Here is a 15,988-nt window from a genome sequence, read left to right on the forward strand (position 1 = left end):
CCGGTGCTTGCGGCTGGGGCTGTCAGCCGCGCAGTGGCCGGAAGAAGGTGTGGATGTCGTCGACGAGGAGGTCTGGGACTTCGATGGCGGGGAAGTGGCCGCCTTCGTCGTATTCGGTGTAGTGGGTGAGCTGGCCTAGGGGGTTGAGGAACTTGCGCAGCAGCGGGTCCTGGTTGAACACCGCCCATCTTGGACGGCCCTCAGCTGCGGAAACGTGCGCGCACGATGCATCCCTCCAATGGAGCAGGGGCCTGGTCAGCCGCGGTGGAACAGGTCGGGATCGCGTGACCGGTGCCGGCCTGTCGCCGGCCTGCCTGATCCTCCCGGAGTGGGAACCTCCCGGCCCTCCTGGAGCCATTGCCGTTCCACAGCGTCGTAGATCGGCAAATCCGAGACCGACCCGCCAGCCGGCCCCGGCTCCGACTCGGGCTTGGAACACCTTGGTGCTGGAACGGTTCTCTGGTCCATGACCAGCCCAACGGCCCGCTACGGCACACCGTGGCGGGCCGTAACCCATCCGTCACCTCTCAAGGCCTCGCACAGGTGGCTTCGTGCTCAGGGTTGTGAAGCCGGTCAGGAGCCGAAGAGGCGTAGGACCCGTGAGGCGTTGCGGAGGTTTTCGGGGGTTGGGGATGTGCCGGTCAGGGGCATCAGGTGTTGGTTGCCGCAGGTGCCGGGCTGCTGGTGGTCGACCTCCCAGTCCCAGTCGGTCGCAGGGGTCGTCGAGCCGGTGGCATAGAGAGGCTGGTGGCAGGAGCGGCACCAGTAGAAGGATCGTCCGCTCACGTCGTCTCCAGGTGAGGGGCCGCGAGGGGATGGACGGGTGTGAGTGGACCGGACCCTGGAGGGCTGTCGGGAGCCGAGCCTGGAGCGGCACCGAAGAACCGGAATGTGTCATTCACATTCGATGAAACGATCCCGCACCCTGCAGGTCACCCCTTGCACGGGGAGGCTGGGGCTTACTCGCGGTGGGCGAGGACCCGGTCCGCCGCCAGGTGAGGACATTCCTCGGTGTGCCAGGTCACCGACACGCCACCCTGCACGATCCACACCGAACGGATCTCGCCCTCCTGACCGGTAGCACCACACACGGCACAACGGACAGGCAGCGCGAAAGCATCCAACATGAGCCATCCCTCCCCGCCAGCCGGCCAACCAATCCCGACCTGACCAGAATTCAATCCCACCAGCCCACCCCACGAACCGAGAACCCGCGAACTCGGCCCCCGGCAGTTCCGCCACGTCGCACAAGAGACCCCGGCCCCGGTAGGCCTGAGGGGGCCTCACAGTGCGCCGGACAGCAGGCCCAGCGTGGAACGGTCGGACAGTCGAGGCCTTCCGAGGACATCGGCGGCGTGGCGCTGCCCTACTGCGGCAGGACCGGTGACCTTTCGACCTGCAGGGCCTGACAGGCCCGCTTACGGTGTCAGAATGTCGGATGATTCGGACAGAATCGGTGTAGAGCGGGACGGTCCTCAGCAGGGCTGGCGGTCTCCGCCCCCCGGTCGGCTCCCGGCATCCGAGGCCCTGCCCAGGCGGGACGAGATGCCGGGCACCGTACGTGCGGCGCAGTACGTGTCCTCCTGGGCGTGCTCGCGCTCGTTGCGGCGGTCGTGGTGGGGGTCAGGGACCATACGGCGTGTGACGTCGGGTTCACTCTCGGGGCGAACGTCTTCTGCCTGCTCCTGGCCGTCCTCGCGTTCTTCTACCCCCGAGGCGGCCCCGTCCTGCGCCGGGTGTCGGTCGCCAGCGCGGTCCTCACGACCCTCGCCGCCATCGGGAGCATCGCCGGGGACGGCATCGGCCACGTACACGGGCTGCTCGGCGGGATCGCCATCGTGGTGCTGCTGTGCCAGCCCAGTGCGAAAGCCTGGTTCGCCCAGCCAACCACGCGATGAGCTTCACCCGCCCGGCGTCCGCGGGCCCGCAGACCTGGCGCCCCCACCTGCTGCACCGCATCGGCAGCGCCATCCTCGCCCTGGCAGCGCTCGGCGCGGCGGTCTGGGCCGCAGGCCTCGCGATCGAAGGTGCCGGGCGACTCGCTTACGGCGGCGGCGCGCTCGGCTTGGTGCTCTTCGCGTGCTGGATGGCCCTGGTCGCCTTCCGCCGCCGCCTGACCCTCACCGACCAGGAACTGCTCCTGGTCCAGCTCATCCGGGAACGCCGCATCCCGCTGACGAACGTCAAGGACGCCGCGCCACTGCGCTGGGGTGACTGCGACCTCACCATCCACCTGGTTCACGGCAGCACCGTGTGGCTGTACGGCTGGGAGCGGTTCCCGGCCTGGATGCCCGGCAGCGCCCAGCGGGTCGAGGAGATCGCCGATGCCGTCAACTGGGCGGTACGGCAGGTCCGTGCCGGGGCCGCCGGCGAGAAGGGATGACTGCCATGCGCCTACGCAGCCGGTCTGGTGCACCCCCGGCACGTACGGCCACGGCGGGGGCCGTGTGCGCCGTCCTGATCGCAACCGCAGGCTGTACGGCGGGCCAGGTGGAGGAGAGTGCCGTGGACGTGGCCGAGAGCGCAGTCGCCGGCGCGGGCGACGCCGTGCGCGACGGCACACAGACCCGCGAGGTCACCGAGCTCGCACACGACCTCGACCCGCGCTCACTCACCGCCCGAGTTATCGTCCCCGACGCCCCCGCCGGCACCTACGCGGTCGCCCTGACCTCCGACGACCCCATGGACATCGTCAGCCCGCCCCTGACGATCATCACCGGCTGAGTCCCGTACGCGCGGTCCGGTCGGGCCTACGGATCGGCTGTCGAGGCGAGGTGGGCGTAGACGACGACGTTGCCCTGGTAGCCGGTCTTGCGGGAGTAGCCGCCGCCGCAGGTGATTGATTCCCAGCCCCGGGCGCCCGCGTCCCCGTAGACCTTTTGATCGGGGAAGGCGTCGCGCGCGTAGACCTCGACGGCGTCGATGGTGAAGCCCCAGCCACCCCGTACCCGGGGTACGGCCCGGGGACATGGCCGCGCTGTGCCGCTCCGCGCACGGCCTGCACAGCCTGCACAGCCCCACCATCACCGCGCTGTGCAGGGACAGCGGAGCGCCGTAGTTGGCCCTATCGGCCAACTACGGCGCTCAGGATTCAAGCCCAGTTCGCGGCCAGGCAGGTCAGACGGTGCGGCCGAAGTATGCGGCGAGCCGGTCGGCCGTCGGGGCATCGTCGGCGGCGGGCTTGGAGGGGCCGAACATGCCGGTGGCGGGGCGGATCTCGTCGGGGAAGTTGCCGTACCAGCCGGCGAAGGCGGCCTGGACGGCGTCGGGGTCGCCGGTGCGGTCCTGGCCGGTGGCGGTGGCCAGGTCCCAGCTGTGCAGGACGGCCTCCAGCAGGTGCAGGTCCACGATGCGCGGGCCCGTGCCGCCTCCGGGTACCGGCATGTGCCGCCCGAGAGCGCCCTCGGTCTGCCATGCGGCGAGGACTTCCTTGGCGCCGCGGGCGTAGACGTCGCCGGGCTGCTCGTCGCCGATCTGGTCGCGGGCGAAGAGGGAGAAGTCGGGGCCGCCGCCCTGGGCGAGGGTGACGTAGTAGGGGTTGCCGGCGAGCAGGTGGTTGGTCAGGGCCCGGACGTCGAAGTCCTCGCACGGGGTGGGCCGGCCGTACTGGTCGGGCGTGACGTTGCCCAGTAGCCCGGTGGTGTGGTTCAGGGCCTTCTCCAGCAGCACGATCTCGGACGCGGTTGCGCCTTTCCTCGGGGGTATCGGGAGCCGGGCGGCCACACGGCCGCAGGGCTCGCCGGTCGGCTCCAGCACCCGGTCGAAGCCCGGGGAGCCGAACCAGCAACCTCAGAGTGCACGGACTTGCGGACAGCTTCTGTCCGCAATGAAGACGCAGTCCCGATTGAGGTGTGCGGCGATCGTGTGCTCCCAGCCGGGGCAGTCGCTCACGGCTCAGTAAGAAAGGGAGCCGGACCTGGACTAACGTGGAATGAGGTGCACCGCTACCTCCGCCCGCAGACGATTCCGCCAGACGGTGCGCTCGATGGGCAGGTGAGGTCCATGACCAGCACAGCCGGCGCATCCGGTGCCGAAACCCACTCCCACGACGTGATCGTCGTCGGAGCACGGTGCGCAGGAGCCCCGACCGCCATGCTCCTGTCCCGCCTCGGTCACCGGGTCCTCCTCGTCGACCGGGCGACCTTTCCGAGCGACACGATCTCCACCCACCTGATCCATCCACCCGGCCTGGCTGCGCTCGAACGCTGGGGACTGCTGGACCGCGTAGTGGAGACGGGTTGTCCTGCCATCCATACCTATGCGTTCGATCTCGGCCCCTTCGTCATCACCGGCTCTCCTGCCGGTGAGGGGTTCGACGTCTCTTACGCCCCGCGCCGCACGGTCCTGGACAAGATCCTGGTCGATGCCGCCGCGGAATCGGGCGCCGAGGTCCGCGAGGGATTCACCGTCGAGGAGATCCTGTACGACAGCGGGACGGTCACCGGCGTCAAGGGCCACGGCAAGGACGGCAGGACGGCCACGGAGTACGCCCGGATCGTCGTCGGAGCGGACGGAGTCCACTCGTCCGTCGCCAGGGCGACGGACGCCACGGACTACGCCGAGAAGCCCAAGATCAACGCCTACTACTACGCCTACTGGGCCGGTCTGCCGATGAACGGGACGTTCGAGGCGTACGACCGCGAGGACCGCGCCTTCGCCGCATGGCCGACCAATGACGACCAGACGCTGGTCATCTGCGCCTGGCCCATGCGCGAATTCGAGGCCAATCGCGACGACGTCGAAGGCAACTACCACGCCGTCCTGGCCCGTGCGCCGGCCTTCGCCGAACGGGTCTCGAAAGCCACTCGGACCGAACGGTTCGTCGGCATGGCCATCCCCAACTACTTCCGCAAACCATACGGTCCCGGCTGGATCCTCGTCGGAGACGCCGGATACCTCAAAGACCCCATCACCGCGCAGGGCATCCAGGACGCCTTCCGCGACGCGGAACGGTGCACCCGGGCGCTCGACGACGTACTCACCGGCCGGCGGCCCTTCGACGAAGCCATGCGGGCGTGCCAGGAGACAAGAGACACCGAGGTCATGAGCATGTACGAGTTCACGGCCGACTTCGCCATGCTGGAACCACCGCCCCCCGAAATGCAGCAACTCCTCCTCGCCGTTTCCCGCAGCCGCTCGGCACAGGACGAGTTCGCCCGGGTGACGGCCGGCGTGACACGCCCTGAGGAGTTCTTCAGACACATGCAGGAACGCATGGAACACCAGGCGCCCAACGCCGCCTAATAGTTCAGAGAAGTGACCAGGCCGAAGCTGATCGCGCCGGACCAGATGGGACGCATCGGCAGACCTCCGCTCACCGACCCCCTTCCATTCCAGCGTCGCACCACAGCCACCGTCCCGCCCCCGGCCCGCATCCGCCGGGTGGGTCCGGCCGCCGGTCGGTATCGGCGGCCGGAGGAGGGCTAGCTGCGCTCCGGCCGGCCCCGGCGCTGCCGGGCCGACCACACCACCGGAGCGACGGCTTCAAGAGCCCTCACCCAAGCAGACCACTGGGGTGCCCAGTGGTCCACTACAGCCCCCAGCAGCGTCAGGCCCAAGGGCACCATCCACTCCCCGGACGCCTTGGCCGGCCAGCGGCCCGGTACCCGCCGCGCCGCCTCGGCCGCGAGCGCGTGCAGCTCACGTGTCCTCTCCTGGGCGTCGACCATCCACGGGGCCAGCGGGTCCTCTCGAAGGACTCGCTCGAAGTGATCGCGGGCCGTGTCCGGGTCACCGGCCAGGGCGGCCGCGATGCCGGCGTCGAAGCCGTCCCAGAGGAATCCCCGGCGCACCGGTCGGGATGCCAGGTATCAAGCGACGTCCGGCAGAGCTGGGAACTTCTCCCTCAGCGCGGTCACGTTCGCAGCCGCCTGTCGGCTGAGTTCGAGTGCCAGCGGTGTGAACTGGTCCTCGGTGAGGAACGACTCGGAGCCGACCCGGACTGCGTCCACATGGAAAGCTAGGTGTTCCACGTCGTGCCACCGCCACATCGCACCGACGTGCAGACCGCTGCCAGCAGTACGTGGCGGGGTGAACTCCACAACCCCCAGCCACCACGCGTGATCATCAATCCACAGCCGCGACCGCCCACGCTGGGCCAGGCCGAGCGGCTTCAGGGACTCCCGTGCCGCCGAGGTGATGATCCGGAGAACCGGACTGCGACCTGCCATGACCGGCATGATCGACCCTCGTACCGGCACCCCCGTCGGTACTGAGCGTCACCGGTCCACAGAAGTTGGACCAGAGCCGAAACTCGACGACATCACTCTCCCGTGGAACCGGACGTTCCTGCCGCTGACCATCAGACGTTCTTGAAACTCACCAGCAAAGCCAAACTAGGCTTCTACCAGGACGAGTTGCATGGTGGCCCGCCTGTCGGGCAGGGAGCGGAATCCGGAACGGCCGTCAGTTGTGGACGTTGCGGAGCACCATGAGCCGCGCTCATCCTGCTCTGGAGAGGGCAGTCTCGACCGCAGGTCCGCCCCCGACACACGACGCTGGAAGGAATCTATGCGCTCCCGATCACTCCTACGTTTCCGGCACGCCCGGTCCGTCTGCTGGGCGCTGTGCGCGACGCTGCTATCCACTGCGGCAGCGCTCAGCGCTGGGCTTGCGGCCTCGGCCCCGAGTGTCGCTGCGACCACCGACGATGTAGTGAGCAGCCACTGGATCGGACTGGGCTACAACCAGAACCCCCAGCCGCCGAGCGGCACAAGCTGGAACACCGCCGACTGGAATCGGATGGTGTCCCGCACCGATTACATGAATCCGGGCGTGGTCCGGGTCATGTTCAACCTGCCCTGGTTCTGGAGCGGCACTGACGCGGGCGGCACCTACGACTTCACCAGCGCCGCCTATCTGAACGCCGAGAAGGTGATCAAGCACTATGTGGACGAGGGCGTACCGGTTGTCAGCGGGCTCTTCGGCATCGACAACCTGACCTATACCTCCCCGAACACGGCCGCCGTCCAGACGACGCTGGTCAAGCACCTGCAGGCGGCCGGCGCCGCGCCGGCGTACTGGGTCGGTGTCAACGAGCCCAACGTCGCCAACGGTTCGAAGTCCTACACGTACGCCGACTGGCAGACAGCGACCACCGCCCTCGCGTCCGCCTTCGCAACCGCCGAGGTGGACACCACCCGAACGGTCATCTCCGGCGCCGACAGTGCCGAGGCCGGCATCAGCTCCTATGGCGGTGACCTCGGCGGCCAGACCGCACCCGAGTGTAATTCCGGGTGCAACGCAGCCCTGGTCTGGAAGCTCGCCACACTCAACACGTTCACCGCGCAGATCTACGCGGACAGCGCCACCGACACGGCGATCACCTTCCAGACCTCGTTGGACGGCACGGTCTGGAAGAACCTGGCAGTCGCGCCGCCAACGCCGGTCGCCCTGGTCACCGGCAAGGACGGAGGCGGAATGTGGAGCTACACCTACACCGCCTCCGGCATCACCGGCAGCAAGTACCTCCGCCTGTCCGTGGCCTCCTCGCCCCTTGAACACTCGATCGGGTCGATGCACATCGCCAACAACAGCACGACCATCGAGGACTCACTCAACGATCTGGCACAGACCCAGGCCGGCATGAACACCGGCACCTGGAAGGGCAACAACTCCTGGTGGCTGCGTTCTGCACAGAGCGGCCTGCTGAGAGGGAGCGAGGCCCACTTCTACAACCAGGAGCTGTACGGCGCGGACCCGGCGTACGTCGAGCCCGTGATGGACGAGGCGGTGTCCCAGATCCGGCTGGCGACGCTGGACGATCCGGTGTTGCTGGGGGAGACGGGGACGAAGGCCCTTCAGTACCCGGACGGCAGCAAGGACTACCGCTTCGCGCTCGACACGACCCAGCCGTTGCGCATGGCGGATCTGGCGGTGCAGGAAGCCCGCAGCGGCGTGGACGGAGCGGCAGCCTGGTGCCTCGACGGCTATTCCGCGACCACGTTCTGCGGGATGTGGGGGCGGGGCAACGACGACCCTGACAAGGTGTCGGCCCACTCCACGGCGCTACGGCCGTGGTTCTACACCTGGAGTCTGCTGACCCGGTACCTGCCGTCCGGGTCCACCATCCATGCGCCGGCCGAGCCGACGGGCGTGCGCGTGCTGGCTGCACAACTGCCCGGCGGAGGCTGGACGTTCGTCCTCGTCAACCGCACGGCCGTCGCGCAGGCGGTGAGGCTGACCGAGCCTACCGGGTCGATTACCCTCAACAAGTACCTCTACACCGACGGGGCCACCCCGAGCACCGACGCCAACGGCTTCCCCACAAAGGTCGGCACGGTGACGAAGAACTTCACCAACGGACAGACGCTGACGGTGGGTGCCAGCACCGTCCTGGTGTTCACCACCGAGTCGTGAGTGAGCCCCCGACGACCGGGGGCTGAACGTTTGAGGGTGTCGGCTGCTGTAGCGGCTGTCACGGTTCACGGTGCCGACACCCGGCCGGATCCGGTGCCCACCCGCTGGGCCCCGAACCGGTCTTGGATAGGCCCGTTCACGGGGCTCAGCCCGAGGCTGTTCCGGAAGCTGGTGACCATGCTGCGACGCGAAGGGACAGCAGCGAACCGCAGGGGCCGGCCGTGGAGCCTTCCGCTTGAGGACAGGGCACTGCTGGTCGCCACCTACTGGCGGACGAACCTGACCATGCGCCAGCTTGGCCCGCTGTTTGGGGTCTCCAAGTCGGCGGCGGGTTGCATCATCGACCATCTGGGGCCGATGCTCGCGCTCCAGCCACGGAAGCGGTTCGCCAAAGGGAACCGTGCTCATCGTGGACGGCACCCTCGTGCCCACCCGCGATCACACCGTGGCCGAGCGTTCGAAGAACTACCTGTATTCCACGAACCACCAGGTCGTGATCGATGCCGACACCCGCCTGGTCGCGGTGGTTGGCCAGCCGCTTGCCGGCAACCGCAACGACTGCAAGGCGTGGGAGGAGTCCGGTGCCAAAGCCGCCGTCGGCAGAACGCTCGCGATCGCCGACGGCGGCTATCCGGGCACCGGACTCGTCATCCCTCACCGCCGCGAGCGCGGCCAGACCGAACTCCAGGCCTGGAAGGAGGAGCACAACCGCTCCCACAAGCAGGTCCGGGCCCGTGTCGAGCACGTCTAACCCGCATGAAGACCTGGAAGATCCTCCGCGACTGCCGACTAAAAGGCGACGGAGTCCACCACGCCATGCTCGGCATTGCCCGCCTGCACAACCTCGCCTTGGCCGGATAGCGGCGAGCGCACGCACCGCAACTGCCCCTGCCCCTGCCCCTGCCCCTGCCCCTGCCCCTGCCCCTGCCCCGGGTCTGTACGGTCAACGGTGGATCTTCGAGTAGGAAGTGACACCTGATGACAGACGTGACCGTGTCGGCGGAGGCCGTGGCGGAGGTGCAGCCGTCCGGGGTGGCGCCGGATGTTCTGGACGATCAGCTGATCAGTCAGCTGGTAGACCGGGCCAAGGCCGACGGGATCAAGCTGACGGGCCAGGGCGGTCTGCTGCAGCAGTTGACGAAGAGGATCCTCGAGTCGGCTCTGGAAGGCGAGATCACCGATCATCTCGGGCACGAGAAGCATGAGAAGGCCGGCTCGGGCAACACCCGCAACGGGACCCGCTCGAAGACGGTGGTGACCGAGGTCGGCCCGGTCGTACTCGAGGTCCCGCGGGACCGAGAGGGTTCGTTCGAGCCGCAGATCGTCAAGAAGCGGCAGCGCCGGCTGACCGGCGTCGACGAGATGGTCCTGTCGTTGTCGGCCCGAGGCCTGACCCACGGCGAGATCTCCGCTCACCTCGCGGAGGTCTACGGGGCCGAGGTCTCCAAGACGACGATCTCGACGATCACGGACCGGTGATCGACGGCATGAACGAATGGCAGAACCGGCCTCTGGACTCGGTCTATCCGGTTTTGTTCATTGACTGCGTCCACGTGAAGCTGCGGGACGGGAAGGTCGCGAACAGGCCCCTCTATGTGGTCCTGGCCGTCACGGTCGACGGCACTCGCGACATTCTGGGCCTGTGGGCCGGCGACGGCGGTGAGGGCGCCAAGTACTGGCTCCAGGTCCTCACGGAGATCAAGAACCGCGGCACGGATGACGTCTGCATGGTCGTCTGCGACGGCTTGAAGGGGCTGCCCGACGCGATCGGAGCGGTCTGGCCGCAGGCGGTCACGCAGACCTGTGTCGTTCACCTCCTGAGGGCGTCGTTCCGTTACGCGGCCCGGCAGGACTGGGACAAGATCTCGAAGGCTCTCAAGCCCGTCTACACCGCCCCGACCGAGGACGCCGCGACGGAGCGGTTCCTGGAGTTCCAGGAGGAGTGGGGCCGGAAGTACCCGGCGATCGTGCGGTTGTGGGAGAACGCGTGGGCCGAGTTCGTGCCGTTCCTGCAGTTCGACACCGAGATACGGTGGATCGTCTGCACGACGAACGCGATCGAGTCCGTGAACGCGCGGATCCGCAAGGCCGTCCGGGCCCGGGGGCACTTCCCGAACGAGCAGGCCGCGATCAAGTGCGTCTACATGGCCATCATGAGCCTCGACCCCACCGGCCAGGGACGCAAACGCTGGACCCAGCGATGGAAGGCCGCTCTGAACGCCTTCGACATCACCTTCGACGGCCGGCTCTCAGCAGCCCGCCGCTGAACCCAACAACCCCAAAACCACCGCGCGCCTTCGCCTGGCTGCACCAGTTCAAACGGCTCCGCACCTTGCCCAGTCCGGAGCCGTGGGCGACGCCCCGTCGCGCGATCAGTGGCTTGATGCCGCGCTTCCACAGCAGGCGGCGGTACTTGTTGAAGTCGTAGCCGTAGCCCCGGTCCGCGTACAGACGCCGGGGTTTGTGGCGGGGGCGTCCCCGCCGACCTCGAATCGATGGGACGGCGTCCAGCAGGGGCAGGAGCTGGGTGACGTCGTGTCGGTTCCCGCCGGTCAGCGTCACGGCTAGCGGGGTTCCGCGAAGGGCTTGCAGCACGGGAACAAGGCTCGGCACGTTTCCAGACAGGCGAGGCCGCGCTGGCCCGTGCGCTTGCAGCAGAGCCTGTCGAATGTTCTCGGGCGTGATGGGGCCGATGTCTTCCTCGCACCACCCATTCGAGCAGACCACGCATCGCCCTTCGGTGCCCCAACAGAGCATGCCGCGGTCGAAGAACTGGCCAACATCGCAGGTCGTGGTACCTCCGCAGGCGCTGCACCGGCCTGTGACGGCGAGAGGTTCTCTTAGGCGGTTGATGCTGGTGGCGTGAGTTCGTAGTGCCGCTGGTCTCGGAGAAGTGCCCACAGGACGTTGACTCGTCGCCGGGCCTGCGCCAGGACTGGTTGGGAGCGCCAACCTGCCTAGAAGATAGGACACCTCATGCGGCTAACGGGTCAAGTTGACCTTGGTCAGCCAGCTGCAAAGGCGGCCAGCAGGGTGTCCGCCCGGACTTCCAGTTCAGTCGTCAGAGTTCCCTTCACGGTCACCATGAGCTCATCGCCGCCGCCAGCGCGGGCAAGCCGAACCTCGACGTGCCGATGCTCGCCGACCAAGGGGTACGAGTACCAGCCGTCGGGCCGCTCGTCGTCGGTCGTCTCGACCGCAAGGGCCACCGTCTCCCAGTCGGTGGCATCAAACCCGTAACCCACGTAGTGCGACAACAACTCCAGGAACGACCGCAGGTTGCGCTCCCAGATCCATCCACCGACCTCTGCCATGGCTCCCCCTCCGTACTCAGAAGGGACAGCCTGTCATGAGCCGATGCCTCAGCGATCAACCTGCTGCAGCAAGAGGGGGGAACGCGACCTTGATCGAACGGGACGCGTGCCAGGAGGCAGCAGCGTGCGGCCACAGCCAGCCGACGGTGCGCAAGCACCGCCGGCCCGGCAGCGACCGCAGCGAGCAGGTCTGGCCTACCCCAATGCGACGCGCGGGGAGATTCACCGAGCTCCATCAGGGCAGCAGAGTCCCCGGTGCCGGTCGGAAACCAGTACTCCTCGTCGGGTTAGCCCCACTGAACCTTCCCGCTCACACCGGCAGCTGCCTCTGCGACGGTCGCCGCGAAGAGCCCTTCGAAGGCTCGGCTGAACCCGGCCCAAGCTCCGGGACTCCGAGGCGGCCGACCGCTGGACTTGGCTCGTCCTGGCCGCACACACCCAGCTCCGGCTCGCCCGCCCACCCACTCGCACCGGATATCCGCCGGCCCTGGGAGCAGCCGGCGGAACCGAACAGACTAACCCCCGCCCGGGGTCCGCCGGGGGTTCAGGAAGCTCCGCGTGAGGGCTGCCACGCCGGCCCTTGCACGAAAACCCCATCGGCCCGGCCCCCGCCGCCCACCCGACTCGAAGAACCGGCGGACCGCCACCCGCTATGACGTCGGACGCGTCCTCGCCACCGGCGAGTCCTACACCAGACCAGCGCACCCCAAGGTCGGCACGAAACCTCGACGAACTGGATAACCGTCAAGCTATTGGCTGAGCCCACCAGTACCAAGGCCGTAGGTGGCCTGGAGGTCGTCACCTCTGAGGAGGCTGACGGTCACGGGAGCAAGCTCGGGATCGGCCAGGACCGCGGCTGCCAGGCAGGCGGGTGTTCGCTGATGGGCCGCCAGCCTCTGGATGCGGTGCCGGCGACAGCGTCCCGGATCGATGACCGTCGCCGCGGCCACCAGGGCCTTGAACCCGTTATCCTCGCCCGCTCCGCCCTCGCGGGAGGCCAGGTAGGAGAACGCCTCTTCCAGCGTGCCGACCGCCTGGTCCTGATCGCCGTCCCGGGCGAAGGCCTCCGCACGAGCGGCGAGCGCCGGCACCCGGTGGTCCGGGCTCGCCATCTCCAGGAGGCGTAGCAGTTCGTCGTCAACGTAGTGATGCCGGGCGTGTTACAGGCGGTGCGGTCCGTCGTAGTAGCCGCCGACCTGGCGGTGATAGTCCGCGTCATCGAGGTGCTTGTCCTTGTCGAACTCGGGAGCCTTCTTGATCTGCTCCTTCGTCCGGTCGACGTAGATCTTCTCGTCGTTGGCGTCGATCCGGCTGATCGTGCCCGCGGGCAGCAGGACTTCCTTGCCGAAGATCCACGGGCCGGTGTCGACCACGATGTACGAGGATCCGACTTCATCCGAGTGCTTGTCGACCTTGCCGATGGAACCGTCGCTCGCCTCGACCTTGTACCCCGTCAGATCCGACCCGCCCAGACGGCCGGCGGTCTCCCGGTAACCCCAAAAGTTTTCAGTCATGCGAAAAACAACTCCTCCGGTTGATTGGAGACTGAGGGGAATCACTTCCCCGGCAACTCTCCCTTTTCCGTATTGCGTTCACGGCGGAACTCTCGTTCCGTCCTGATCTTCCGCCTGCCCCGCATCTTTGCCCGTACACACCTAGATTTACCTCCGGGACCGGGGCGGCTGTCGATCGTTGGAGGTGAGCAGGTCCCTGCTGCGTCACGGCGACCGTCCCGACACTCTGCCCATTACACCCGATATCCGTTTTCACCCCGGTAGCGGAGAGATGGAGCCTGGACTTGGCGACATGGCGGTGGCCTGTCCTACCCCGGTCGGGGGAGGACAGGCCACCGCCACACTGCCTCTGTACTGGGATTTCGTGAGGAAGCTACCAGCGATACCACCGGCCGCTGCCACCCTTGGGCCGGGCGACGAATCCGATCAGCCACAGCACGAGGACCGCGATCGCGACCCACCAGAGTATTTTGATCGCGAAACCCGCACCGGCGAGAATCAGTACCAGCAGAACGAACGAGAAGCAGGGGAACCATAGTTATCAACCTCCGAGCAGTCATCTGCCCGACCTCCCCCCGAACATGCGCACAATACTTACCTGTTTCTTATTGGCGCAGGCGGGAAGATGTGCAGCCCGGTTTTCGATTCATTGGCGTACCGGTGCGGCGAGTTCCGGTGTTTCCTCCACGACTACGGCCAGACGGGCGAGCATTCCGCGGTGCGGAGTTGCAGAGCGGCTTCACTCAGCGGGTTGTGCAGGGTTCCGCCCAGTCCGCGCAGGGGGTGCTCGTCGCAGACGACCAGGGTTTCCTCACCCCACGGTCGCAGCTGAAGGAAGATGCGCGCCGTGCCGATCGGCGTGAATGACGCCTCCAGCTCCAGCTCCGTCGCGGGCTTCAGATGGCGCACGGTCGTCACCCCCTGGGCCGAACAGGGCCCGAGCCGCACGGTGTAGCAGAGCCGGGAGCCGACCGCGGGCCAGCCTCATCGAGCGGGACGGATTCCGAAGGCCTTACGATCCACCGTCCGTACTGGGTCGGATCGGCCAGCACGGCCCACACGGCGGACGGGGTCCGTCGGATCAGCCGATTACGTACGGCCACAGGTAATCCCTCCTCCCGGAAAAGCACGGCCACCTCCAGCGGCGCAAGTTGCCGATCCCTCGAGGCCGCCACGTGAATCCGAACGGAGGTGTGGTGTGCCGCAGCAGGCCGAGGCCTTGGTTGCCCTGCCCCGAACGGGGGACTACGGCACGCCGGGCTTCTGCCCCCGCCCCGCCCGCACATGCCACCCACCATCCGTTTCCCCTCGCCTACGTGGCTGACCACCCGGGCACCTCGCCGCACTCTCCGTTGGGCACCGGGTTCAGGATTCGGCAGAGCTATTCGGGAGAATTGGGCTCATAGATGAGGAGATGCCTAGCCCGTGCATCCGCAGGGCACCGGGGAGGCGAAAACCATAGCGACGTTCTCCTTTCTGCGACGCGATGTACCTTCCTGCCGTGCGGGCGGGGAGGCGAGCCCTACCGACGGAGGCTGATGTGGCGCAGGAGCGGATCGGACTCGCCGAGGTACTCACGGCTGCGGAGGCTGCCGCGCCGGTGGACTCCCTGGACGTGGTGGCACGGAACCTGCGGGACCGGTTCGGGGCACGGTACGTGTCGTTCCTGTTCGTCGACATCGTTGGCCGGCGCCTGCTGCGCGTCCACGACACCGCGGTCACCTAACACGAGGACCGTGCTGAGCAGGTTCCTCTGGCGGGCAGCAGTGTCTACGACGAGGTCTTGCGCTCCCAGAGGCTGGTGCTTGCGGCTGATGGCGGGCAAGGGCAGCGGGTACTGGCGCCGGTGACGAACCGCGGTGACACCATCGGAGTCCTGGAGGTCTTCCTCCCGGAGGTCAGTGCGCAGGTGCTGGCGCAGGTGGAGGAGGCCGCGCACGCTCTGGCGTACATTCTCGTGACCGATCGCCGGTTCACCGACCTGTACCACTGGGGCAACCGCACCACCACCGTCAGCCTCGCCGCGGAGATCCAGCGCCAGCTCCTGCCCACCGCTGCTGCCTGCGAAGCCCCGCAGTTCACGCTCGCCGGCGCCCTGGTCCCCGCCTCCACCATCGCCGGGGACACCTACGACTACAGCCTCGACGCCCGCACCCTGCCCCTGTCCATCACGGACGCCATGGGCCACGACGTCGACGCCTCCCTGATGGCCACCCTCCTCGCCAACGCCTCCCGAGGCGCCCGCCGCGCCGGCGAGACCTCGCCGAACAGGCCCGCCAAGTCCACCAGGCCCTCCTCGACCACGGGCGCCAGACCATGGCCACCGGCAAGCTCCTGCGCATCGCCCTGGACGGAACCCGTGCCCAGCTCGTCAACGCCGGCCACCCCTGGCCCCTCCTCGTGCGCGAGGGCGCGGTCACCGAACTGCGGCTGGCCGTGAACCTGCCCTTCGGCTGCGCCAGTCTCCAGACGCCCTACTCGGTCCAGGACCTCGACCTGCAACCCGGTGACCGCCTCCTGCTCCACACCGACGGCATGCAAGAACGCGACGCCGAAGCCGTCGATCTCCCGGCACTCCTGCGGAAAACCGCGGCAGAGCACCCGCGCGAAGTCGTGCGCACCCTGGTCGGCGCCGTCAGCGACGCGTACGACGGCGGTCCGCCGAAGGACGACGCGACCGTCCTGTGCCTGGACTGGCACGGACCCCGCAGCGAAAGCACCCGGACGAGCGCCTGATCCCGGAACAGGCACAAGCGACTGCGACCAGGTAAACCAGGATGAGCACCGGCAAAAAGGGCAGGC

The 15,988-nt window shown here is 67.8% G+C and carries 14 protein-coding genes and 7 pseudogenes; 9 read left to right on the forward strand and 12 right to left on the reverse strand.

The genetic code is table 11. The features are described 5' to 3' along the window. Positions 1-22 precede the first annotated feature (22 nt). Together OG898_RS36340 and OG898_RS28595 are read right to left on the reverse strand one after the other, a co-directional pair. Complete coding sequence (locus OG898_RS36340; protein WP_323182852.1) at positions 23-181, reverse strand: hypothetical protein; 159 nt, start codon at positions 179-181, stop codon at positions 23-25. Positions 182-573: 392 nt separating this feature from the next. Then, positions 574-786 carry a hypothetical protein gene (locus tag OG898_RS28595; RefSeq protein ID WP_266960757.1) on the reverse strand — a complete coding sequence of 71 codons (213 nt, stop codon included), beginning with the start codon at positions 784-786 and terminating at the stop codon, positions 574-576. 803 nt (positions 787-1,589) lie between these two features. On the opposite strand from OG898_RS28595, the gene OG898_RS28600 reads away from it, so the two are divergent. The 3 genes from OG898_RS28600 to OG898_RS28610 all read left to right on the forward strand — a co-directional run bounded on the left by OG898_RS28600 (position 1,590) and on the right by OG898_RS28610 (position 2,724). Then, positions 1,590-1,898 (forward strand): hypothetical protein, encoded by a 309-nt coding sequence (locus OG898_RS28600; RefSeq protein WP_250753153.1) that lies wholly within the window; start codon positions 1,590-1,592, stop codon positions 1,896-1,898. Further along, complete coding sequence (locus tag OG898_RS28605) at positions 1,895-2,383, forward strand: hypothetical protein (protein ID WP_266960758.1); 489 nt, start codon at positions 1,895-1,897, stop codon at positions 2,381-2,383. The genes OG898_RS28600 and OG898_RS28605 overlap by 4 nt, the downstream gene beginning before the upstream one ends. Positions 2,384-2,511: 128 nt before the next feature. After that, on the forward strand, positions 2,512-2,724 hold the full coding sequence (locus tag OG898_RS28610; RefSeq protein ID WP_266960760.1) for a hypothetical protein: 213 nt from the start codon (positions 2,512-2,514) through the stop codon (positions 2,722-2,724). A gap of 26 nt (positions 2,725-2,750) precedes the next feature. Here the strand turns inward: OG898_RS28610 and OG898_RS28615 are convergent. Continuing rightward, positions 2,751-2,930: pseudogene (locus tag OG898_RS28615) on the reverse strand (class F sortase); the annotation flags it as partial. A gap of 187 nt (positions 2,931-3,117) precedes the next feature. Next, positions 3,118-3,669, reverse strand: coding sequence for a TIGR03086 family metal-binding protein (locus OG898_RS28620; protein WP_266960762.1), 552 nt, complete (start codon positions 3,667-3,669; stop codon positions 3,118-3,120). Positions 3,670-4,002: 333 nt separating this feature from the next. On the opposite strand from OG898_RS28620, the gene OG898_RS28625 reads away from it, so the two are divergent. Beyond that, positions 4,003-5,244 carry an NAD(P)/FAD-dependent oxidoreductase gene (locus OG898_RS28625; protein WP_250752944.1) on the forward strand — a complete coding sequence of 414 codons (1,242 nt, stop codon included), beginning with the start codon at positions 4,003-4,005 and terminating at the stop codon, positions 5,242-5,244. Between the two features lie 179 nt (positions 5,245-5,423). On the opposite strand, the gene OG898_RS28630 is transcribed toward OG898_RS28625, so the two are convergent. After that, positions 5,424-5,792, reverse strand: coding sequence for a hypothetical protein (locus OG898_RS28630; protein WP_266960764.1), 369 nt, complete (start codon positions 5,790-5,792; stop codon positions 5,424-5,426). 18 nt (positions 5,793-5,810) lie between these two features. Continuing rightward, the gene (locus OG898_RS28635; RefSeq protein WP_266960766.1) at positions 5,811-6,170 is read right to left on the reverse strand and encodes a hypothetical protein; all 360 of its coding nucleotides are present in this window, start codon (positions 6,168-6,170) and stop codon (positions 5,811-5,813) included. 484 nt (positions 6,171-6,654) lie between these two features. On the opposite strand from OG898_RS28635, the gene OG898_RS28640 reads away from it, so the two are divergent. From OG898_RS28640 to OG898_RS28650, 3 genes and pseudogenes are all read left to right on the forward strand, one after another. Beyond that, a complete protein-coding gene (locus OG898_RS28640) occupies positions 6,655-8,358 on the forward strand; it encodes a hypothetical protein (RefSeq protein WP_266960768.1) in 1,704 nt (567 codons plus the stop codon). Between the two features lie 93 nt (positions 8,359-8,451). After that, positions 8,452-9,219 (forward strand): annotated as a pseudogene (locus tag OG898_RS28645) (transposase). A 117-nt stretch (positions 9,220-9,336) separates the two neighbouring features. Further along, a pseudogene (locus tag OG898_RS28650) lies at positions 9,337-10,625 on the forward strand (IS256 family transposase). A gap of 58 nt (positions 10,626-10,683) precedes the next feature. Here OG898_RS28650 and OG898_RS28655 read toward each other — a convergent pair. Both OG898_RS28655 and OG898_RS28660 read right to left on the reverse strand, forming a co-directional pair. After that, positions 10,684-10,935, reverse strand: a pseudogene (locus tag OG898_RS28655) (transposase); the annotation flags it as partial. Positions 10,936-11,363: 428 nt separating this feature from the next. Continuing rightward, a complete protein-coding gene (locus OG898_RS28660; protein WP_266960770.1) occupies positions 11,364-11,672 on the reverse strand; it encodes a hypothetical protein in 309 nt (102 codons plus the stop codon). 355 nt (positions 11,673-12,027) lie between these two features. Here OG898_RS28660 and OG898_RS28665 point away from each other — a divergent pair. Next, positions 12,028-12,413, forward strand: a pseudogene (locus OG898_RS28665) (transposase); the annotation flags it as partial. Positions 12,414-12,421: 8 nt separating this feature from the next. Here the strand turns inward: OG898_RS28665 and OG898_RS28670 are convergent. From OG898_RS28670 to OG898_RS36345, 4 genes and pseudogenes are all read right to left on the reverse strand, one after another. After that, positions 12,422-12,784 carry a hypothetical protein gene (locus OG898_RS28670; RefSeq protein ID WP_266960772.1) on the reverse strand — a complete coding sequence of 121 codons (363 nt, stop codon included), beginning with the start codon at positions 12,782-12,784 and terminating at the stop codon, positions 12,422-12,424. A 48-nt stretch (positions 12,785-12,832) separates the two neighbouring features. After that, positions 12,833-13,186 carry a PRC-barrel domain-containing protein gene (locus OG898_RS28675; protein ID WP_266960774.1) on the reverse strand — a complete coding sequence of 118 codons (354 nt, stop codon included), beginning with the start codon at positions 13,184-13,186 and terminating at the stop codon, positions 12,833-12,835. A 373-nt stretch (positions 13,187-13,559) separates the two neighbouring features. After that, positions 13,560-13,722, reverse strand: a pseudogene (locus OG898_RS28680) (hydrophobic protein). Positions 13,723-13,876: 154 nt separating this feature from the next. Continuing rightward, complete coding sequence (locus tag OG898_RS36345) at positions 13,877-14,095, reverse strand: hypothetical protein (RefSeq protein WP_323182851.1); 219 nt, start codon at positions 14,093-14,095, stop codon at positions 13,877-13,879. Positions 14,096-14,726: 631 nt separating this feature from the next. On the opposite strand from OG898_RS36345, the pseudogene OG898_RS28690 reads away from it, so the two are divergent. Further along, positions 14,727-15,922 (forward strand): annotated as a pseudogene (locus tag OG898_RS28690) (PP2C family protein-serine/threonine phosphatase). Positions 15,923-15,988 lie beyond the last annotated feature (66 nt).

The sequence above is a fragment of the Streptomyces sp. NBC_00193 genome (genome assembly GCF_026342735.1).
Taxonomy (GTDB): Bacteria; Actinomycetota; Actinomycetes; order Streptomycetales; family Streptomycetaceae; genus Streptomyces; species Streptomyces stoeckheimensis.

What these genes read in the sequence shown, in the direction of transcription:
- OG898_RS28605 (WP_266960758.1), top strand. Translation starts at nt 1,895, where the DNA reads ATGAGCTTCACCCGCCCGGCGTCCGCGGGCCCGCAGACCTGGCGCCCC.
- OG898_RS28625 (WP_250752944.1), top strand. Translation starts at nt 4,003, where the DNA reads ATGACCAGCACAGCCGGCGCATCCGGTGCCGAAACCCACTCCCACGAC.
- OG898_RS28635 (WP_266960766.1), bottom strand. Translation starts at nt 6,170, where the DNA reads ATGGCAGGTCGCAGTCCGGTTCTCCGGATCATCACCTCGGCGGCACGG.
- OG898_RS28660 (WP_266960770.1), bottom strand. Translation starts at nt 11,672, where the DNA reads ATGGCAGAGGTCGGTGGATGGATCTGGGAGCGCAACCTGCGGTCGTTC.
- OG898_RS28670 (WP_266960772.1), bottom strand. Translation starts at nt 12,784, where the DNA reads ATGGCGAGCCCGGACCACCGGGTGCCGGCGCTCGCCGCTCGTGCGGAG.
- OG898_RS28675 (WP_266960774.1), bottom strand. Translation starts at nt 13,186, where the DNA reads ATGACTGAAAACTTTTGGGGTTACCGGGAGACCGCCGGCCGTCTGGGC.